General features: G+C 64.9%; 12 protein-coding genes. 7 read left to right on the top strand and 5 right to left on the bottom strand.

What is annotated here, in order from left to right:
- Window positions 1–40 precede the first annotated feature (40 nt).
- From TQ98_RS05465 to TQ98_RS05455, 3 genes are all read right to left on the bottom strand, one after another.
- On the bottom strand, window positions 41–1,468 hold the full coding sequence (locus tag TQ98_RS05465) for an amino acid permease (RefSeq protein ID WP_044871796.1): 1,428 nt from the start codon (window positions 1,466–1,468) through the stop codon (window positions 41–43).
- A 147-nt stretch (window positions 1,469–1,615) separates the two neighbouring features.
- Complete coding sequence (locus TQ98_RS05460; RefSeq protein WP_044871797.1) at window positions 1,616–2,893, bottom strand: cystathionine gamma-synthase family protein; 1,278 nt, start codon at window positions 2,891–2,893, stop codon at window positions 1,616–1,618.
- 293 nt (window positions 2,894–3,186) lie between these two features.
- Window positions 3,187–4,110: a LysR family transcriptional regulator gene (locus TQ98_RS05455; RefSeq protein ID WP_044871798.1), complete on the bottom strand. Its 924-nt coding sequence runs from the start codon at window positions 4,108–4,110 to the stop codon at window positions 3,187–3,189.
- 106 nt (window positions 4,111–4,216) lie between these two features.
- Between TQ98_RS05455 and TQ98_RS05450 the strand changes: the two genes are divergently transcribed.
- The 4 genes from TQ98_RS05450 to TQ98_RS05435 all read left to right on the top strand — a co-directional run bounded on the left by TQ98_RS05450 (window position 4,217) and on the right by TQ98_RS05435 (window position 9,513).
- The gene (locus tag TQ98_RS05450) at window positions 4,217–5,944 is read left to right on the top strand and encodes an amidohydrolase (protein ID WP_044871799.1); all 1,728 of its coding nucleotides are present in this window, start codon (window positions 4,217–4,219) and stop codon (window positions 5,942–5,944) included.
- A gap of 87 nt (window positions 5,945–6,031) precedes the next feature.
- A complete protein-coding gene (locus tag TQ98_RS05445) occupies window positions 6,032–7,108 on the top strand; it encodes a C45 family peptidase (RefSeq protein ID WP_044871800.1) in 1,077 nt (358 codons plus the stop codon).
- A gap of 77 nt (window positions 7,109–7,185) precedes the next feature.
- Window positions 7,186–8,505, top strand: coding sequence for an MFS transporter (locus TQ98_RS05440; RefSeq protein ID WP_044871801.1), 1,320 nt, complete (start codon window positions 7,186–7,188; stop codon window positions 8,503–8,505).
- Between the two features lie 162 nt (window positions 8,506–8,667).
- A complete protein-coding gene (locus tag TQ98_RS05435) occupies window positions 8,668–9,513 on the top strand; it encodes a pirin family protein (RefSeq protein ID WP_044871802.1) in 846 nt (281 codons plus the stop codon).
- A 184-nt stretch (window positions 9,514–9,697) separates the two neighbouring features.
- Here the strand turns inward: TQ98_RS05435 and TQ98_RS05430 are convergent, their stop codons facing one another.
- Window positions 9,698–10,900 carry a patatin-like phospholipase family protein gene (locus TQ98_RS05430; RefSeq protein WP_044871803.1) on the bottom strand — a complete coding sequence of 401 codons (1,203 nt, stop codon included), beginning with the start codon at window positions 10,898–10,900 and terminating at the stop codon, window positions 9,698–9,700.
- Between the two features lie 37 nt (window positions 10,901–10,937).
- Window positions 10,938–11,858: a lipid A biosynthesis lauroyl acyltransferase gene (locus TQ98_RS05425; protein WP_044871804.1), complete on the bottom strand. Its 921-nt coding sequence runs from the start codon at window positions 11,856–11,858 to the stop codon at window positions 10,938–10,940.
- A 121-nt stretch (window positions 11,859–11,979) separates the two neighbouring features.
- Here TQ98_RS05425 and minC point away from each other — a divergent pair, with 121 nt between their 5' ends.
- The 3 genes from minC (at window position 11,980) to minE (ending at window position 13,892) form a co-directional block, all read left to right on the top strand.
- A complete protein-coding gene (gene minC / locus TQ98_RS05420) occupies window positions 11,980–12,726 on the top strand; it encodes a septum site-determining protein MinC (RefSeq protein WP_044871805.1) in 747 nt (248 codons plus the stop codon).
- Between the two features lie 99 nt (window positions 12,727–12,825).
- Window positions 12,826–13,641, top strand: coding sequence for a septum site-determining protein MinD (gene minD, locus TQ98_RS05415; protein ID WP_044871806.1), 816 nt, complete (start codon window positions 12,826–12,828; stop codon window positions 13,639–13,641).
- Complete coding sequence (gene minE, locus TQ98_RS05410) at window positions 13,638–13,892, top strand: cell division topological specificity factor MinE (RefSeq protein ID WP_044871807.1); 255 nt, start codon at window positions 13,638–13,640, stop codon at window positions 13,890–13,892. Before minD ends, minE begins: the two co-directional genes overlap by 4 nt.
- Window positions 13,893–13,927 lie beyond the last annotated feature (35 nt).

The raw sequence follows: 13,927 nt of genomic DNA, 5'->3' as shown, positions 1-13,927 counted from the left end.
TCATCCAATGGTCCGGACTCGCAGGCTAACCCAATGCCGCTCAGGCCGCCTCAGGCGCCGCCCCCGATGCCAGGCGCCGCTCGCGGCTCTTGCGGGTGAGGTAGAAGACGAAGTAGCACCAGGCGATGAAGGGCAAGCCGAAGTACAGCGCCACCCGCTGCGCCGGATCGAAGGCGATTCCCACGCAGGCCAGGGTGCAGCTCGCCAGTGCGCCGAGCGGAACCCAGGGGTAGCCGCGCACGCGGAACTTCAGGTCCCGCACATCACCGCCATTGGCGACGAACTGGCGGCGGAACGCCATCTGGCTGGCGGCGATGCTCATCCACACCACCACCACTGCCAGGCCCGAGATGGATACCAGGGCGAGGTAGATGGTGTCCGGCGCGAACACGCTGCTCAGCAGCGAGGCGCCAGCGCCGGCCATGCTCACCACGATGGCGTTGAACGGTGTGCCGTGGCGGGACAGCGCGCCGAAGCTGCGCGGCATGTGGCCCTGGTCACTCAGGGTCCAGAGCATGCGCGAGGCCGCATAGAGTCCGGAGTTGGCCGCCGAGAGCAGCGCACTGATGATCACGAAGTTCATGATGTCCGCCGAGTACGGGATGCCGATGTACTCGAACACCGTGACGAAGGGGCTCTCCACCAGGCCCGCCTGCTCCCGTGGCAACAACGTGGCCAGGACGAAGATGGTGCCGACGAAGAAGATCGCCAGGCGCAGCACCGTGGTGCGAATGGCCTTGGGCACGTTGCGCTGCGGGTCTTTGGTCTCGCCTGCGGCGATGCCGATCAGCTCGGTGCCGGAGAAGGCGAAGGACACCGCCAGCAGCGTCATGGCGATGGACATGAAGCCGGTGGGGAACAGACCTTCGCGGGTGAAATTGCCGAGGCCGATGCTGTGCGCCTCCTTCACGTCGAACACACCGATGATCGCGCCGGTGCCCACCACCAGGAAGGCGATGACCGTCAGCACCTTCACCAGGGACAGCCAGAACTCCGTTTCCGCGAACAGACGCACCGAGACGACATTGGTGATGAACACCGTGGCGGCGAACATCGCGCTCCAGATCCACACCGGCGTGTCGGGGAACCAGCGCGCCATCAGGATGCCCGCGGCGGTGAACTCCGAACCGATGGCCACCGTCCAGGTCAGCCAGTAGAGCCAGGCCACCGTGTAGCCGGTGCCGGCGCCGAGGTAGCGGGTGGCGTAGGTGCTGAAGGAGCCGGTTTCCGGCATCTGCACCGCCAGTTCGCCGAGGCACATCATGACCATGTAAACCATGACCGCGCCGATGATGTAGGCGATCACGGCGCCCAGGGGACCCGCCTGGTTCACGGTGTAGCCCGAGGTCAGGAACAGACCGGTGCCGATGACGCCCCCCAGGGCCAGCATCACGATATGACGGGTCTGCATGTCCTGTTTGAAACCGGGACCCGATGTTTGCTTATTCGTTGTAGTTGATCTGGACATATTGGAGTCTCATGAAAGTTTCAGGGCAAAGTAAGCTTCTGCATTGACTGCCAGGCAGAACGAAACGAATTGCCGCCAGGTATTGTTATTGTTCCTTTTCATGAATAACCCACTGACTCTCCGGCCAGTTGGCTTATGCGTCGAACGTCAGATTTCCACCTCGGTGCGACATTCGGTCCGGACAGGGATGAAGTTGGATTGTTCAGACTTAAGAAGTTGCTCTTTCGTGTATTCGAAGGCCTGCTTGAGATCGGCCAGAAGATCATCCGTTTCTTCTATTCCCACCGACACCCGCACCAGTCCTTCGGAGATGCCCAGGGCCAGGCGTTCTTCCAGGGTGTTTTCCACATGGCTGGTGGTGCGCGCCGGACCGTAGATGGTTTCCACCGCCCCCAGGTTTCCAGCCCGATGGGCATAGCGCAGGCGCGGCAGCAGGTGCTTCACCGTCTCCATCCCGCCACGCAGGACGAAGCTGACGATGGCGCCGAAGCCGCGCATCTGCGAGCGGGCCACGTCGTGGTTGGGGTGACTGGGCAGGCCGGGGTAGTTCACCGATTCCACCAGGGGCTCGGTGAGCAGGTATTCCGCCAGGGCCTGGGCGCTCCGCTGCTGCTGACGCAGGCGCAGCGCCAGGGTCTTCATGCCGCGGATGATCAGGTACGCGGAGAAGGGATCGAGGGAGGCTCCATTGATCTCGCGGTGGTGGCGCACTTTCGCCATTAGTTCGCCAGAGCCGCAGACCAGTCCGCCCAGCACATCGCCGTGGCCGCTGAGGAACTTGGTGGCGCTGTGCACCACCACGTCCACGCCCAGCGACAGCGGGTTCTGGTTCAACGGCGTGGCAAAGGTATTGTCCGCCACCACCAGGGCACCGACCCGCTTCGCGGCCTGGGCCAGGCGCCGAATGTCCAGCACCTTCAGGGTCGGGTTGGTAGGGGTTTCCAGGTAGAGGACATCGCAGCCCAGGGCGATCTCATGTTCGATGGCCTCATGGTCGAGGGTGTCGCAGAGGGTGACGTCCACCCCCATGCGCGGCAGGAACTCCTCGAAGATCTTGTTGGTGCCACCGTAGCTGTCGCGGGTGGACACCACCCGACCGCCCTTGGCGAGGAAGGTGTTGAGCACGCTGCTAATGGCGGCCATGCCGCTGCTGAACGCGACCGCGGATTCGGCGCTTTCCAGTTCGCAGATCTTGTCTTCGAGTATGGCGACCGTGGGATTGCTCATCCGGCTGTAGATGAACCCGGGTGTATTACCCAGGGCAACGTCGTACCAGACATCAATATCGTCATAACCATAGGCCGCACTTGCCACAATGGGCGTTTGCGTGGCGTTGTAAGGATGACGAACTTTTTCGCCACCCCAAACAAGTCTCGTGCCAATACCCACGCATCCAAGTTCCGATACTTCAGTCTTGTTATTCATTGCTGTTTCCCATGAACGATATTGGCAAGTCCCTGAATTCAAGACTTGCGATGGCGCCAATATAGGGAAGCGGCAAGAGCCTGAAAAACGATGTAATCAGGGCCAATGGGTCGTTTTTTTTAATGGCTGCCGGGTTCGATTCCAGGCGGGAGGACCGTGATCATGGAACGCAGGGCATGCGTGACGGAAGCGAAGCCGGGCCGCTTTTCCGCGAAGGCAGGGTGGAAATCCTCGGACGGGACTTCCACCTCGACTGCCGATTCATGGTGGGCGCGGATTCATGTGCGGACGAATCAGCCCACCTGCTGCGCCGGGTGCTCCTGCCAATAGGTCTTCAGGTACTCGATGAACACCTTGACCTTGCGGGTGCTGCGCCTGTGGGTCAGGTAGAGCACGTAGACCATGGGCCCGAAGCCGCTGGGCTCGCGCCAGTACTCGGGCATCACTTCCACCAGTTCGCCGCGAGCCAGGTAGGGCGCGGCGCTCCATAGCGGGATGAACTGCAGGCCCTGGCCGTCCAGCAGGCAGGCGAGCAGGAAGTCGTAGTTGTCGCTGGACAGGCGCGGTACCGGCTGACTGAGGCGAATGCGCTGGTCGTCCTTGGTCACCCACCAGAAATGCCGGTTGAGCAGCGGATGGCGGAAGATCAGCCAGTCGTGCTGCAGGTAGTTGTCCAGGGTCACGTCGCCGCCGCGACGCTCCAGATAGGCCGGGCTGGCGCAGAGGGTGATGCGGTTTTCCACAAGGGGCTGGGCGATCACGCCGGGCAGGTCGGTGGGGCCGTCGCGCAAGGCCAGGTCGTAGCCGCCATCCACGAGGTCGACATAGGTGTCGGAGAGGTCCACCTCCAGATGCACATGGGGGTGGTCGCGCAGGAAGCGGCAACAGACGACATTGAGGAAGGCCGGCGCAAAGGACGGCGGCGCGGTGATGCGCAGGCTGCCGCGCAGTTCGTGCTGCAGTTGTTCGACCCCTTCGCTGGCCAGCTGCAATTGCATCAGCGCTTGACGAGCGCCTTCCAGGTAGATGAACCCTGCTTCGGTCAGCGACATCCGACGAGTGGTGCGCTCGAAAAGCTTCGTACCGAGCCCCTCTTCCAACTGCGCCACGGCCTTGGTCAGGGACGAAGGCGTGGTGCCCATCTGCTCGGCGGCACGGCTGAAATTGCCCTGTTCGGCGGCGGCCACGAACATGCCCAGCGCGGTCAATCTGTCCATTCTTTATTTCCACTTCAGAAAATAAGTTATGCCAGCTCCAGCATTCTTCCGGGAAAGCCGACTGGTTAGTCTTCGCTGCAGACCAACAAGAATGAAGGCAACCCCGATGAAGCCGCTTCTCACCCTGGCACTTTCCGTCAGCTTCGCTTTTTCTTCAATGGAAACTATGGCCGCCGCCGATCTCATCCTGCACAACGGCAAGGTCTATACCGCCGAACCCGGCCAGGCCCTTCAGCAAGCCGTGGCGGTGGAGAACGGCCGGATCGTCGCCGTCGGCTCCGATGCCGAGGTACTGAAGCTCAAACAAGCCGACACGCAACTGCTCGATCTGGGCGGCAAGGTGCTGATGCCCGGCTTCATCGACTCCCACGCCCATGTGATGAAGGGCGGGCTGCAGATGCACCAGGCCAACCTCAATGGCGAGGAGATTCCGCTCGATGAGCTGGAGCAGCGCCTGCGCCAATGGCGTGATGACGGCAAGGCGAAGCGCGGCGAGTTCCTGGTGGTCGGCGGCCTGCCCACCAGTTACTGGGACCGGATCGAGGCCTTCGAGCAGCGCTTCAATACTGGCGAATGGGCCAATACCCCCATCCTCTTCGCCGGCTGGGATTACCACACCGGCTGGGCCAACGGCGCCATGCTCAAGCGTGCCGGCATCGATGCCGCCAAGGTGAAAGCCCTCAAGGGCGAAGCGCTGGCGACCATCGGCCACCACGAGGACATGCGCCCCAACGGTTTCCTCGTGGACGCAGGGCTCTACGACGCCCAGGAGCTGATCCCCCTGCCCTCCCAGGCTGAACTGCTGGCCGGCGGCCGTGACGCCCTGAACTACTACAACAGCCTCGGCATCACCGCCTGGATGGACCCGCTGGCCAACGAGATTCCCGGCGGCCCGATCGACAACAGCTCCGTTGGCGTGCTGCCCACTTACAAGGCCCTGGCCGACTCCGGCGAACTCACCGCCCACGTCGCCGCCCTGCTGATGGCTGACTCCAAGGCCACGCCCAAGGACCTGGACGAACTGGACAAGGTGCGCCAGCAATTCCAGGGCGTGCCCAACCTCACCCTGCCCGGCATCAAGATCTTCGCTGACGGCGTGGCGGAGCACCCGGCGCAAAGCGCGGCAATGCTCGAGCCCTACAAGAACTCCGACAAGAGCGGTGAACTGCTCTTCGACCCGGCCCAGTTCGGCGAGCTGGTCAACGCGGCCGACGCCCGTGGCTGGCTGGTGCACATCCACGCCATCGGCGACCGCGCGGTGCGGGAATCCCTCAACGCCATCGAACAGGCCCGCAAGGCGCGCAACAGTGGCATTCCCCACTCCATCACCCACCTGCAGATGGTCAACCCCAAGGAGTTCGCCCGCTTCAAGCCGCTGAACGTGATCGCCTCCATGCAACTCTTCTGGGCCAGCGCCGACGAACTGAGCGTGGACCTGGTTCAGCCCTATGTCAGCGCCACGGCCTTCCAGTACCAGTACCCGGCGCATTCCCTGCTGAAGAACGGTGCCACCATCGCCGGCGCGAGCGACTGGCCGATCACCACGCCGGAGCCGTGGAAAGCCATCTACCAGGCGGTCAGCCGCAAGGGCCCGAAAGGCGTGCTCAACGCTGCCGAAGAGATCGACCGGGACACCATGTTCCAGGCCTACACCCTGAACGCCGCCCGCGCCCTGCGGCTGGAAGGCAGCATCGGCTCCCTGGCACCGGGCAAGCAGGCCGACATGATCCTGCTGGACCGCGACGTGTTCCAGGTGGAACCCGAAGCCCTGCGCGACACCCAAGTGCTGAAGACCTGGTTCGCCGGCCGCGACATCTACACCCGCAATCGCTGATCGATTTCCCTCGACCCGGGGCCTCCCAACGGAGGCTCCGGGCCGCTTCGCACCCGTAATACTCCAACGCTGAACAGGTAATTCGCTGTGAAACTCCACACCTTCGTCACCGACACCCCGAACCCGCACACCCGTGGCCGCCAGATCGGGGAGCGGTGGTCGGAGCAGATCCGGCAGACGGTCTCGCTCTACCTCGACTTCTTCAACCAGGTGGACGTGGCGCCGGAACAGGTACGCAGCCTGGGCGAGGCCAGCCTCGGCTCCCTGGAAGCCTGGTGCCCTGGCCTGGCCCAGGAAGTCGCCGGTATCGCCGAAGGTGCGGGACTGCCCTTCTGGCAGTTGGCGGCACTGAACGCCCGCACCGAGATCCTCGCGGTGATGCCGACGCCCCCCGAAGGTGAATGCTCCACCGCCGTGTTCGCCCCGCGCGGCGCCCACGCCCCGCGCACCATCCAGACCTGGGACTGGCACGACACTCTGGTGCCCAACGGCCTGATGCTCCAGCTCGTCGGCGCCGGCGGCCTCGACGTCAAGCTGTTCACCGAATTCGGCATGCTCGGCAAGATCGGCGTGAACAGCGCCGGCCTGGGCCTGCACTTCAACATCCTTCATCACGCCAGCGACAACGGCAGCGCCGGGGTGCCGGTGCACGCCGTCGCCCGCCGCCTGCTGGAAGAGGCCCGCAGCGTCGACGAAGCCATCGCCCTCGCCCGCTCCGCGCGGGTCAGCGCGTCCACCGTGCTGACGGTATTCTCCCGCGATGACCGCTCGCCGCGCGCCGCCAGCATCGAGCTCTCCCCCCACGCCACCGCCGTGGTGCTGCCGGGCGAAGACGGCTGGATCACCCACACCAACCATTTCCTCGCCCCGGAACTGGTGCCCGGCGAACGCACCCTGGACGTGTCCACCACCTACGCACGCCTGGAGCATGTGAACGCCGCACGCAGCAGCATGACTTCCGCCAGCCTCGCCAGCCGCGCCGAAGCCATGTGCGGCGGCCTGGGCGATGCCGCGCCCATCTGCTTCATCCCGGACCTGGCGCTGCCGCCCACCGAGCGCTGGGAAACCCTGCTCACCATCGGCATCGACACCGAGCACTTCGCCCTGGAGTACGCCGCCGCCACGCCGCAGTCCCTGGCGCGCAGCGGCCACGTGCGCTTCTGAAGCCTGAAACCCGACCGCCAGCGCCATGCGCCGGCGGTCGCCTGCAGCCCCAACAATGACAAGACGAGCAAAGGCAAATGGCTAACCAACAACACTCGCAATCGGCGCTCCGGACGTTCTTCGTCTCGGGCATGGGCACCGCCCTGGAGTTCTACGACTTCGTCATCTACGGCATCGCCGCCGCCCTGGTCTTTCCCCAGGTGTTCTTCCCGGACCTGGCCCCGCTCACCGCCACCCTGGTGGCCTTCGGCGCTTTCGGCGCCGGCTTCTTCGCCCGCCCCCTGGGCGGCATGGTGTTCGGCCATTTCGGTGACAAGGCCGGTCGTCAGAAGGCGCTGGTCATCACCCTGCTGCTGATGGGTTTCAGCACCCTGGCCATCGGCTGCCTGCCTTCCCACGAGAGCATCGGCGCGGCAGCCCCCGTCCTGCTGGTGCTGCTGCGCCTGATCCAGGGCTTCGCCGCCGGTGGTGAATGGGGTGGCGCGGCGCTGTTCGGCATCGAGTCGGCCCCGAGCGGGCGACGCGGCCTCTGGGGCAGCTTCACCAGCATGGGCATCGGCATCGGCGGCATCCTCGGCTCGGCGGTGTTCGCCATCGTCAGCGCCGCCTTCAATGACGATCTGGCCGGTTTCGCCTGGCGCATTCCCTTCTGGCTCGGTGGCGTGCTGGTGCTGATCGGCCTCTACGCGCGCCTGTCGAACCCCGTGAAGAAGCCGCTGGAACGCCGCGAGAACACCCGTCTGCCCCTGGTGGCCGCACTGCGTTCCCGTCCGAGGGAAATGCTGCTGTGCATCGGCATCGCCTTCGGCTACGTGACCATCGCCTACATCGGCAGCACCTTCTTCCTGGCCTACGCCACCCAACTGGGCTACGGCAGCACCGAGGCGCTGCTGTTCGATGTGTCGCTGTCCGTCGCCATCGTCATCAGCGCGCCGCTGTTCGCCTGCCTGTCGGACCGTCTCGGCCGGCGCACGGTGATGATCCTCGGCTCGGTACTGATGGCCGCAGGCTTCTTCGCGTTCTTTGCGCTGGTGGGCCTGCATAACCTGGCCATCGCCTGCGCCGCCTATGTGGTGGTGGGCGCGCTGATGGGCGCCACCCAGGGCCCGATCCCGGCGTTCCTGGCCGAGCAGTTCCCCCGTTCCATGCGCTATTCCGGGATGTCCGCTGCGTACCAGATCGGCGCGGCCTTCGGCGGCGGCACGGCCTCCAGCCTGGCCACGGCGATCCTCATCGCCACCGGCAGCCCCTTCGGCGTGGCGGTCTATGGCGCCGCGGCACTGGCCCTGGTGGCGCTGTGCTCCTATCTGCTGCGGGAGACGGCGCACCTCAGCCTGGATACCATCGACAGCGAGCCCGATCCGGTGCTGGGCGCAAGCCCGGTGCGGTCGGCCTAACGTCGGTCGGCCCCCCTGGAAGCGCATGGCGCTCGCTTCCAGGGGAGGCTGGGTTGGCTGCAAACCGATCGAACAACTCGATACTAACCCAGCAAAATCACGCACCATTGATTCAATTGGCAGGCGTAGGATCTGGCCCATTCCAACCTTGAGGAGGTCCAGATGAGCCACCGCCAGATTCTCGAACAACGCCCCGGCCAGCCCGCGTCCGACGGTGCCGGAGTCAATCTGACCCGCGTCTTCGCCGAGCAGGGCGTACCTCGCTTCGATCCCTTCCTGATGCTCGACGAGTTCGGCTCGGCCAACCCGGATGACTATGTCGCCGGTTTCCCGGCGCACCCGCACCGTGGTTTCGAAACCATCACCTATATGATCGAAGGCCGCATGCGTCACGAGGACCACCTCGGCAACAGCGGCCTCTTGCAGAACGGCGGCGTGCAGTGGATGACCGCGGCACGCGGCATCGTCCACAGCGAGATGCCGGAGCAGGAAGAAGGCGTGATGCGCGGCTTCCAGATCTGGCTCAACCTGCCGGGCAAGGACAAGATGGGCGACCCCGGCTACTGCGACTTCGATCCGGCGGAGATTCCCCGGATACGCACGGCCCAGGGCGTCGAGGCGCTGGTGATCGCCGGCCGTTTCGATGACGGCCAGCTCGTGCAGGACGGCGCGGTGCAGCGTCCACACACCGAACCGCACATCTTCGACCTCGATCTGGCGGCTGGCACCCAGGTGGCGCCGCGTCTGGCCGATGGCCTGCGGGTGATGCTCTACGTCTATGAAGGCGAGGTGCAGGTCAACGGCAGCACCATCGGCAAGGGGCGCCTGGTGCGCCTGTCGGAACAGGGTGCGCTGGAACTGGCGAGCGCCAACGGGGCCAAGGTGCTGCTACTGGCCGGCCGTCCGCTGGGTGAACCCATCGTCCAGTACGGCCCCTTCGTGATGAACACCCGCGAGGAGATCGAGCAGGCGCTGCGCGATTACCGGGACGGGCGCTTCGGGGTATGACGCCGGGGGTGGGCTGTTGCAGACAGCGGCCCACCCTCAGCGTCCAGCCGGGCTTCGTTGGTGGACGTAAAGAGCGACGTCCACCCTACAGGCGGGTGCCGGAGTCGGTACGTAGGGTGGGTCACGCTTCACCGACCCACCGTCGGCGTCGAGCCGGGCTCCGCGGGTGGACGCCGCCTCGGAGCTAGACGGCGGGAACGATGTGGGGATAGGCCGGCGCCATCTCCAGACCGAGAAAGCGCTGCAGTTCGACACGCTTGGTCATGGCGTCCTGGTAGCCCAGTTCGATCAGTTCGTTGCAGTAACCGGGCTCGAACAGCAGGTAGCTGAGCACCCCTGCGCCGCTGGCCCGGGTCGCCCCCGGCCCGCGCAGGAAGGTACGGATGGCGCGGGGCATTTCACGACGATGGCGGGCGGCGATTTCGTCCAGCGGCCGGCTCGGCGAGATCACCAGCACTTCCACTTGCTCGGAACTCAGGTGACGCGGCCGCGCCTCGGGCGGAATGGCCCGGCTCATGCCGTTGATCCGCTCCAGCAGTTCGATATCGCTTTCCAGGTTGTCGATGAAGGTGCTGTTCAGCAGGTGGCCGCCGATCTGCGCCAGGGTCGGTGGGCGACCGAGGGTGGGCGGCGCGAATTCCGGGGAAGGATTCATGCCCAGGGGGTTGCCGCTCACCCCCACGACCAGCACCCGGCTGGCACCCAGGTGCAGCGCAGGGCTGATGGGCGCCGTCTGGCGCACCGCGCCGTCGCCGAAATATTCACGGCCCAGACGCACCGCCGGAAACAGCATGGGAATCGCCGCACTGGCCATCAGGTGCTCGACGCCCAGGCGCGTCGGCACACCCACGCGGCGGTGGCGATACCAGGGATCGATGGTGGCGCGGCCCTGGTAGAAGGTCACCGCCTGGCCGGTCTCGTAGCCGAAGGCGGTCACCGCTACGGCGCGCAGTTGCCGGGTGCGGACGGCGGCGGAGATGCCGGAGAAATCCAGCTCCCTATGCAGCAAGTCGCGCAGGGGCGCATTGTCCAGCAGGGCCACGGGGATATCGCTGCCCAGACCCAGCAGGCTATGGCCGAAGAAGCGCGAGCTCTGACGCAGGACACCGGGCCAGTCGCTGCGATAGATTTGCCCGCAACGGAAGCTCTGCCAGACGCTGTTCAGACGGCGAATGGCCTGGCTGAAATGCATCGCCCCACAGGCCAGGCCAACGGCGTTGACCGCGCCGGCGGAGGTGCCGACGATGACGGGAAAAGGGTTGCAGGCGGCGTCCGGCAGGAGATCGGCGATGGCGCTGAGCACCCCCACCTGGTAGGCGGCCCGCGAACCGCCGCCAGAGAGAATCAGCCCGGTCACGGGCTTCCTGCTGGCGGTTCTTGGGTCCATGGACTGCTCTCCGGGCGATCTGTTCCGAGTATAGGTTTCAGTAAAGCTTCGGTGCGCCTTCCGGCCGCGTCTTGAAGCGGCGGTGGGCCCAGAGGTACTGCTCGGGGCATTCGCGTACCGCGCCTTCCACCCACTGGTTGATGCGCAGGCAGTCGGCCTCTTCGGTTTCACCGGGGAAATCTGTCAGCGGCGGATGGATCACCAGCCGGTAGCCGCTGCCGTCTTCCAGGCGACGCTGGGTGAAGGGCAGCACGATGGCGCGACCCAGGCGGGAAAACTTGGTGGTGGCGGTGACGGTGGCGGCCTCGATGCCGAACAGCGGCACGAAGATGCTCTGCTTGCGGCCATAGTCCTGGTCCGGCGCGTACCAGATGGCGCGGCCGGCGCGCAGCACCTTGAGCATGGCGCGCACGTCCTCGCGCTCGATGGCGCTGGCGTCCAGGTTGTGGCGCTCGCGGCCACGGCGCTGGATGAAGTCGAATAGGGCGTTCTTGTGCTCGCGGTACATGCCATCGATGGTATGCACCTGCCCGAGCAGCGCGGCGCCGATCTCCAGGGTGGTGAAATGCAGTGCCATGAGGATCACGCCCTGCCCTTGCGCCTGGGCGTTCTGCAGGTGTTCCAGTCCTTCTATATGGGACAGCCGCGCCAGGCGGGTCTTCGGCCACCACCAACTGATGGCCATCTCGAAGAAGGCGATACCGGTGGAGGCGAAGTTCTCCCGCAGCAACCGCTCACGCTCGGCACTGGGCAGCTCGGGGAAGCACAGTTCCAGGTTGCGCCGGGCGATCTTGCGCCGCGAACCCGCCACCCGCAGCATCAGCGCCCCCAGCACACGCCCCATGCCCAGTTGCACCCGGTAGGGCAACAGGGTGATCAGCCAGAGCAGGCCCAGCCCCAGCCACAGCGCCCAGTAACGGGGGTGGAGGAACTGCGGGCGAAATTGAGGTCTATCCATTTCTGAATCCGCTTGAGCGAGTAAACCGCGCATTCTACTCGAATTGCGCCGCCCCCTTCCGGCTTGCTAGCGCCGGACGATCTCGCTATAAGTCCTCGCCATTCACGATTGCAGGCAGACCATGAGCCAAGCCGACCTTCTCGACCAAGACCCCGTGTTCCAGCTCAAGGGCAGCATGCTCGCCATCACCGTGATGGAACTGGCCCACAACGACCTCGAACGCCTCGACCGGCAGCTGGACGAGAAAGTCGCCCAGGCCCCCAACTTCTTCCAGAACACCCCGCTGGTCATGGCGCTGGACAAGCTGCCCGACGGCGAACCGGAGCTGGACCTCCCCGCCCTGCTGGATATCTGCCGCCGCCACGGCCTGCGGACCCTGGCCATCCGCGCCAACCGCGAGGAACATATCGCCGCCGCCGACGCCCTGGACATTCCGGTGCTGCCGCCGTCCGGCGCCCGCGAGCGCCCCATCGACCCGGTGGAGCCTGAAGCGAAGAAACCGGTCGAAAAGCCGGCCGAGCCGCCAAAACCCGAGGTGCAACCGACGAAAGTCATCACCACCCCTGTACGCGGTGGCCAGCAGGTCTATGCTCCTGGCGGCGATTTGGTGGTACTGGCGGCGGTCAGCCCCGGAGCGGAACTTCTCGCCGACGGCAATATCCATGTGTACGGTCCGATGCGCGGCCGTGCCCTGGCCGGCATAAAAGGCGATACCAAAGCAAGAATCTTCTGCCGTCAGCTGGCCGCTGAACTAGTCTCGGTAGCCGGTCAGTACAAGGTTGCCGACGACCTGCGACGCGACCCACTGTGGGGTCAGCAGGTACAAGTCAGCCTGTCGGGAGACGTGTTGAACATCACCCGCCTTTAACGGATACTGCCGCGAAATTTCAGGGACCTGAAAGGGAAGAAGGACGGCTCGGGCGAGCCGATAACTTCCCGATTTTCTTATCATTTGGGGTGAATCACCTTGGCCAAGATCCTCGTTGTCACGTCCGGCAAGGGTGGTGTGGGTAAAACCACCACCAGCGCCGCAATCGGTACCGGTCTCGCACTGCGCGGTCACAAGACCGTCATCGTCGACTTCGACGTCGGCCTGCGTAACCTGGACCTGATCATGGGTTGCGAACGCCGCGTGGTGTACGACTTCGTCAACGTCATCAATGGCGAAGCGACCCTCACCCAGGCCCTGATCAAAGACAAGCGCCTGGAAAACCTCTACGTCCTGGCCGCCAGTCAGACGCGCGACAAGGACGCCCTGACCCTCGAAGGCGTCGGCAAGGTCATCGAAGAGCTGTCGCAGAACTTCGAATACGTGGTCTGCGACTCGCCGGCCGGTATCGAGAAAGGCGCCCACCTGGCCATGTACTACGCCGACGAGGCGATTGTCGTGACCAACCCGGAAGTCTCCTCCGTACGCGACTCCGACCGCATGCTCGGCCTGCTGGCCAGCAAGTCCCGTCGTGCCGAAAAGGGCCAGGACCCGATCAAGGAGCGCCTGCTGCTGACCCGCTACAACCCCGAGCGCGTCACCAAGGGCGAAATGCTCGGCGTCGAAGACGTCGAGGAAATCCTCGCCATCAACCTGCTCGGCGTGATCCCGGAATCCCAGGCGGTGCTCAAGGCCTCCAACCAGGGTATCCCGGTCATCCTCGACGACCAGAGCGACGCCGGCCAGGCGTACAGCGATGCCGTCGACCGCCTGCTCGGAAAGGAGCTGCCGCACCGCTTCCTCGATGTGCAGAAGAAAGGACTCTTGCAACGCCTGTTTGGAGGCCGTGAATGAATATTTTCGACTTCTTTCGCGAGCGGAAGAAGCAGAGTAGCGCTTCGATCGCTAAAGAACGACTCCAGATCATCGTCGCCCACGAGCGTGGGCAGCGTAGCCAGCCGGATTACCTGCCAGCCTTGCAGAAGGACCTGGTGGACGTGATCCGCAAGTATGTCGACATCGACCAGGAGCAGGTCCAGGTCCTGCTGGAGAATCAGGGCAACTGCTCTATCCTCGAGCTGAACATCACCCTGCCCGAGCGTTGATCGAGCGATAGTCCAACGACGGCGGCCTCGGCCGC

The organism is Pseudomonas sp. LFM046 (assembly GCF_000949385.2).
In the GTDB taxonomy this organism is placed as follows: domain Bacteria; phylum Pseudomonadota; class Gammaproteobacteria; order Pseudomonadales; family Pseudomonadaceae; genus Metapseudomonas.
The sequence above is the reverse complement of the archived record's forward strand: the minus strand, read 5'-3'. Positions and strand labels throughout refer to the sequence as shown.

Bases quoted from the DNA above. Each gene is read 5' to 3' on its own strand.
- TQ98_RS05430 (WP_044871803.1), bottom strand. From the start codon at position 10,900: ATGGACCCAAGAACCGCCAGCAGGAAGCCCGTGACCGGGCTGATTCTC.
- TQ98_RS05460 (WP_044871797.1), bottom strand. From the start codon at position 2,893: ATGAATAACAAGACTGAAGTATCGGAACTTGGATGCGTGGGTATTGGC.
- minC (WP_044871805.1), top strand. From the start codon at position 11,980: ATGAGCCAAGCCGACCTTCTCGACCAAGACCCCGTGTTCCAGCTCAAG.
- TQ98_RS05425 (WP_044871804.1), bottom strand. From the start codon at position 11,858: ATGGATAGACCTCAATTTCGCCCGCAGTTCCTCCACCCCCGTTACTGG.
- TQ98_RS05465 (WP_044871796.1), bottom strand. From the start codon at position 1,468: ATGTCCAGATCAACTACAACGAATAAGCAAACATCGGGTCCCGGTTTC.
- TQ98_RS05440 (WP_044871801.1), top strand. From the start codon at position 7,186: ATGGCTAACCAACAACACTCGCAATCGGCGCTCCGGACGTTCTTCGTC.
- TQ98_RS05435 (WP_044871802.1), top strand. From the start codon at position 8,668: ATGAGCCACCGCCAGATTCTCGAACAACGCCCCGGCCAGCCCGCGTCC.
- minE (WP_044871807.1), top strand. From the start codon at position 13,638: ATGAATATTTTCGACTTCTTTCGCGAGCGGAAGAAGCAGAGTAGCGCT.
- TQ98_RS05455 (WP_044871798.1), bottom strand. From the start codon at position 4,110: ATGGACAGATTGACCGCGCTGGGCATGTTCGTGGCCGCCGCCGAACAG.
- TQ98_RS05450 (WP_044871799.1), top strand. From the start codon at position 4,217: ATGAAGCCGCTTCTCACCCTGGCACTTTCCGTCAGCTTCGCTTTTTCT.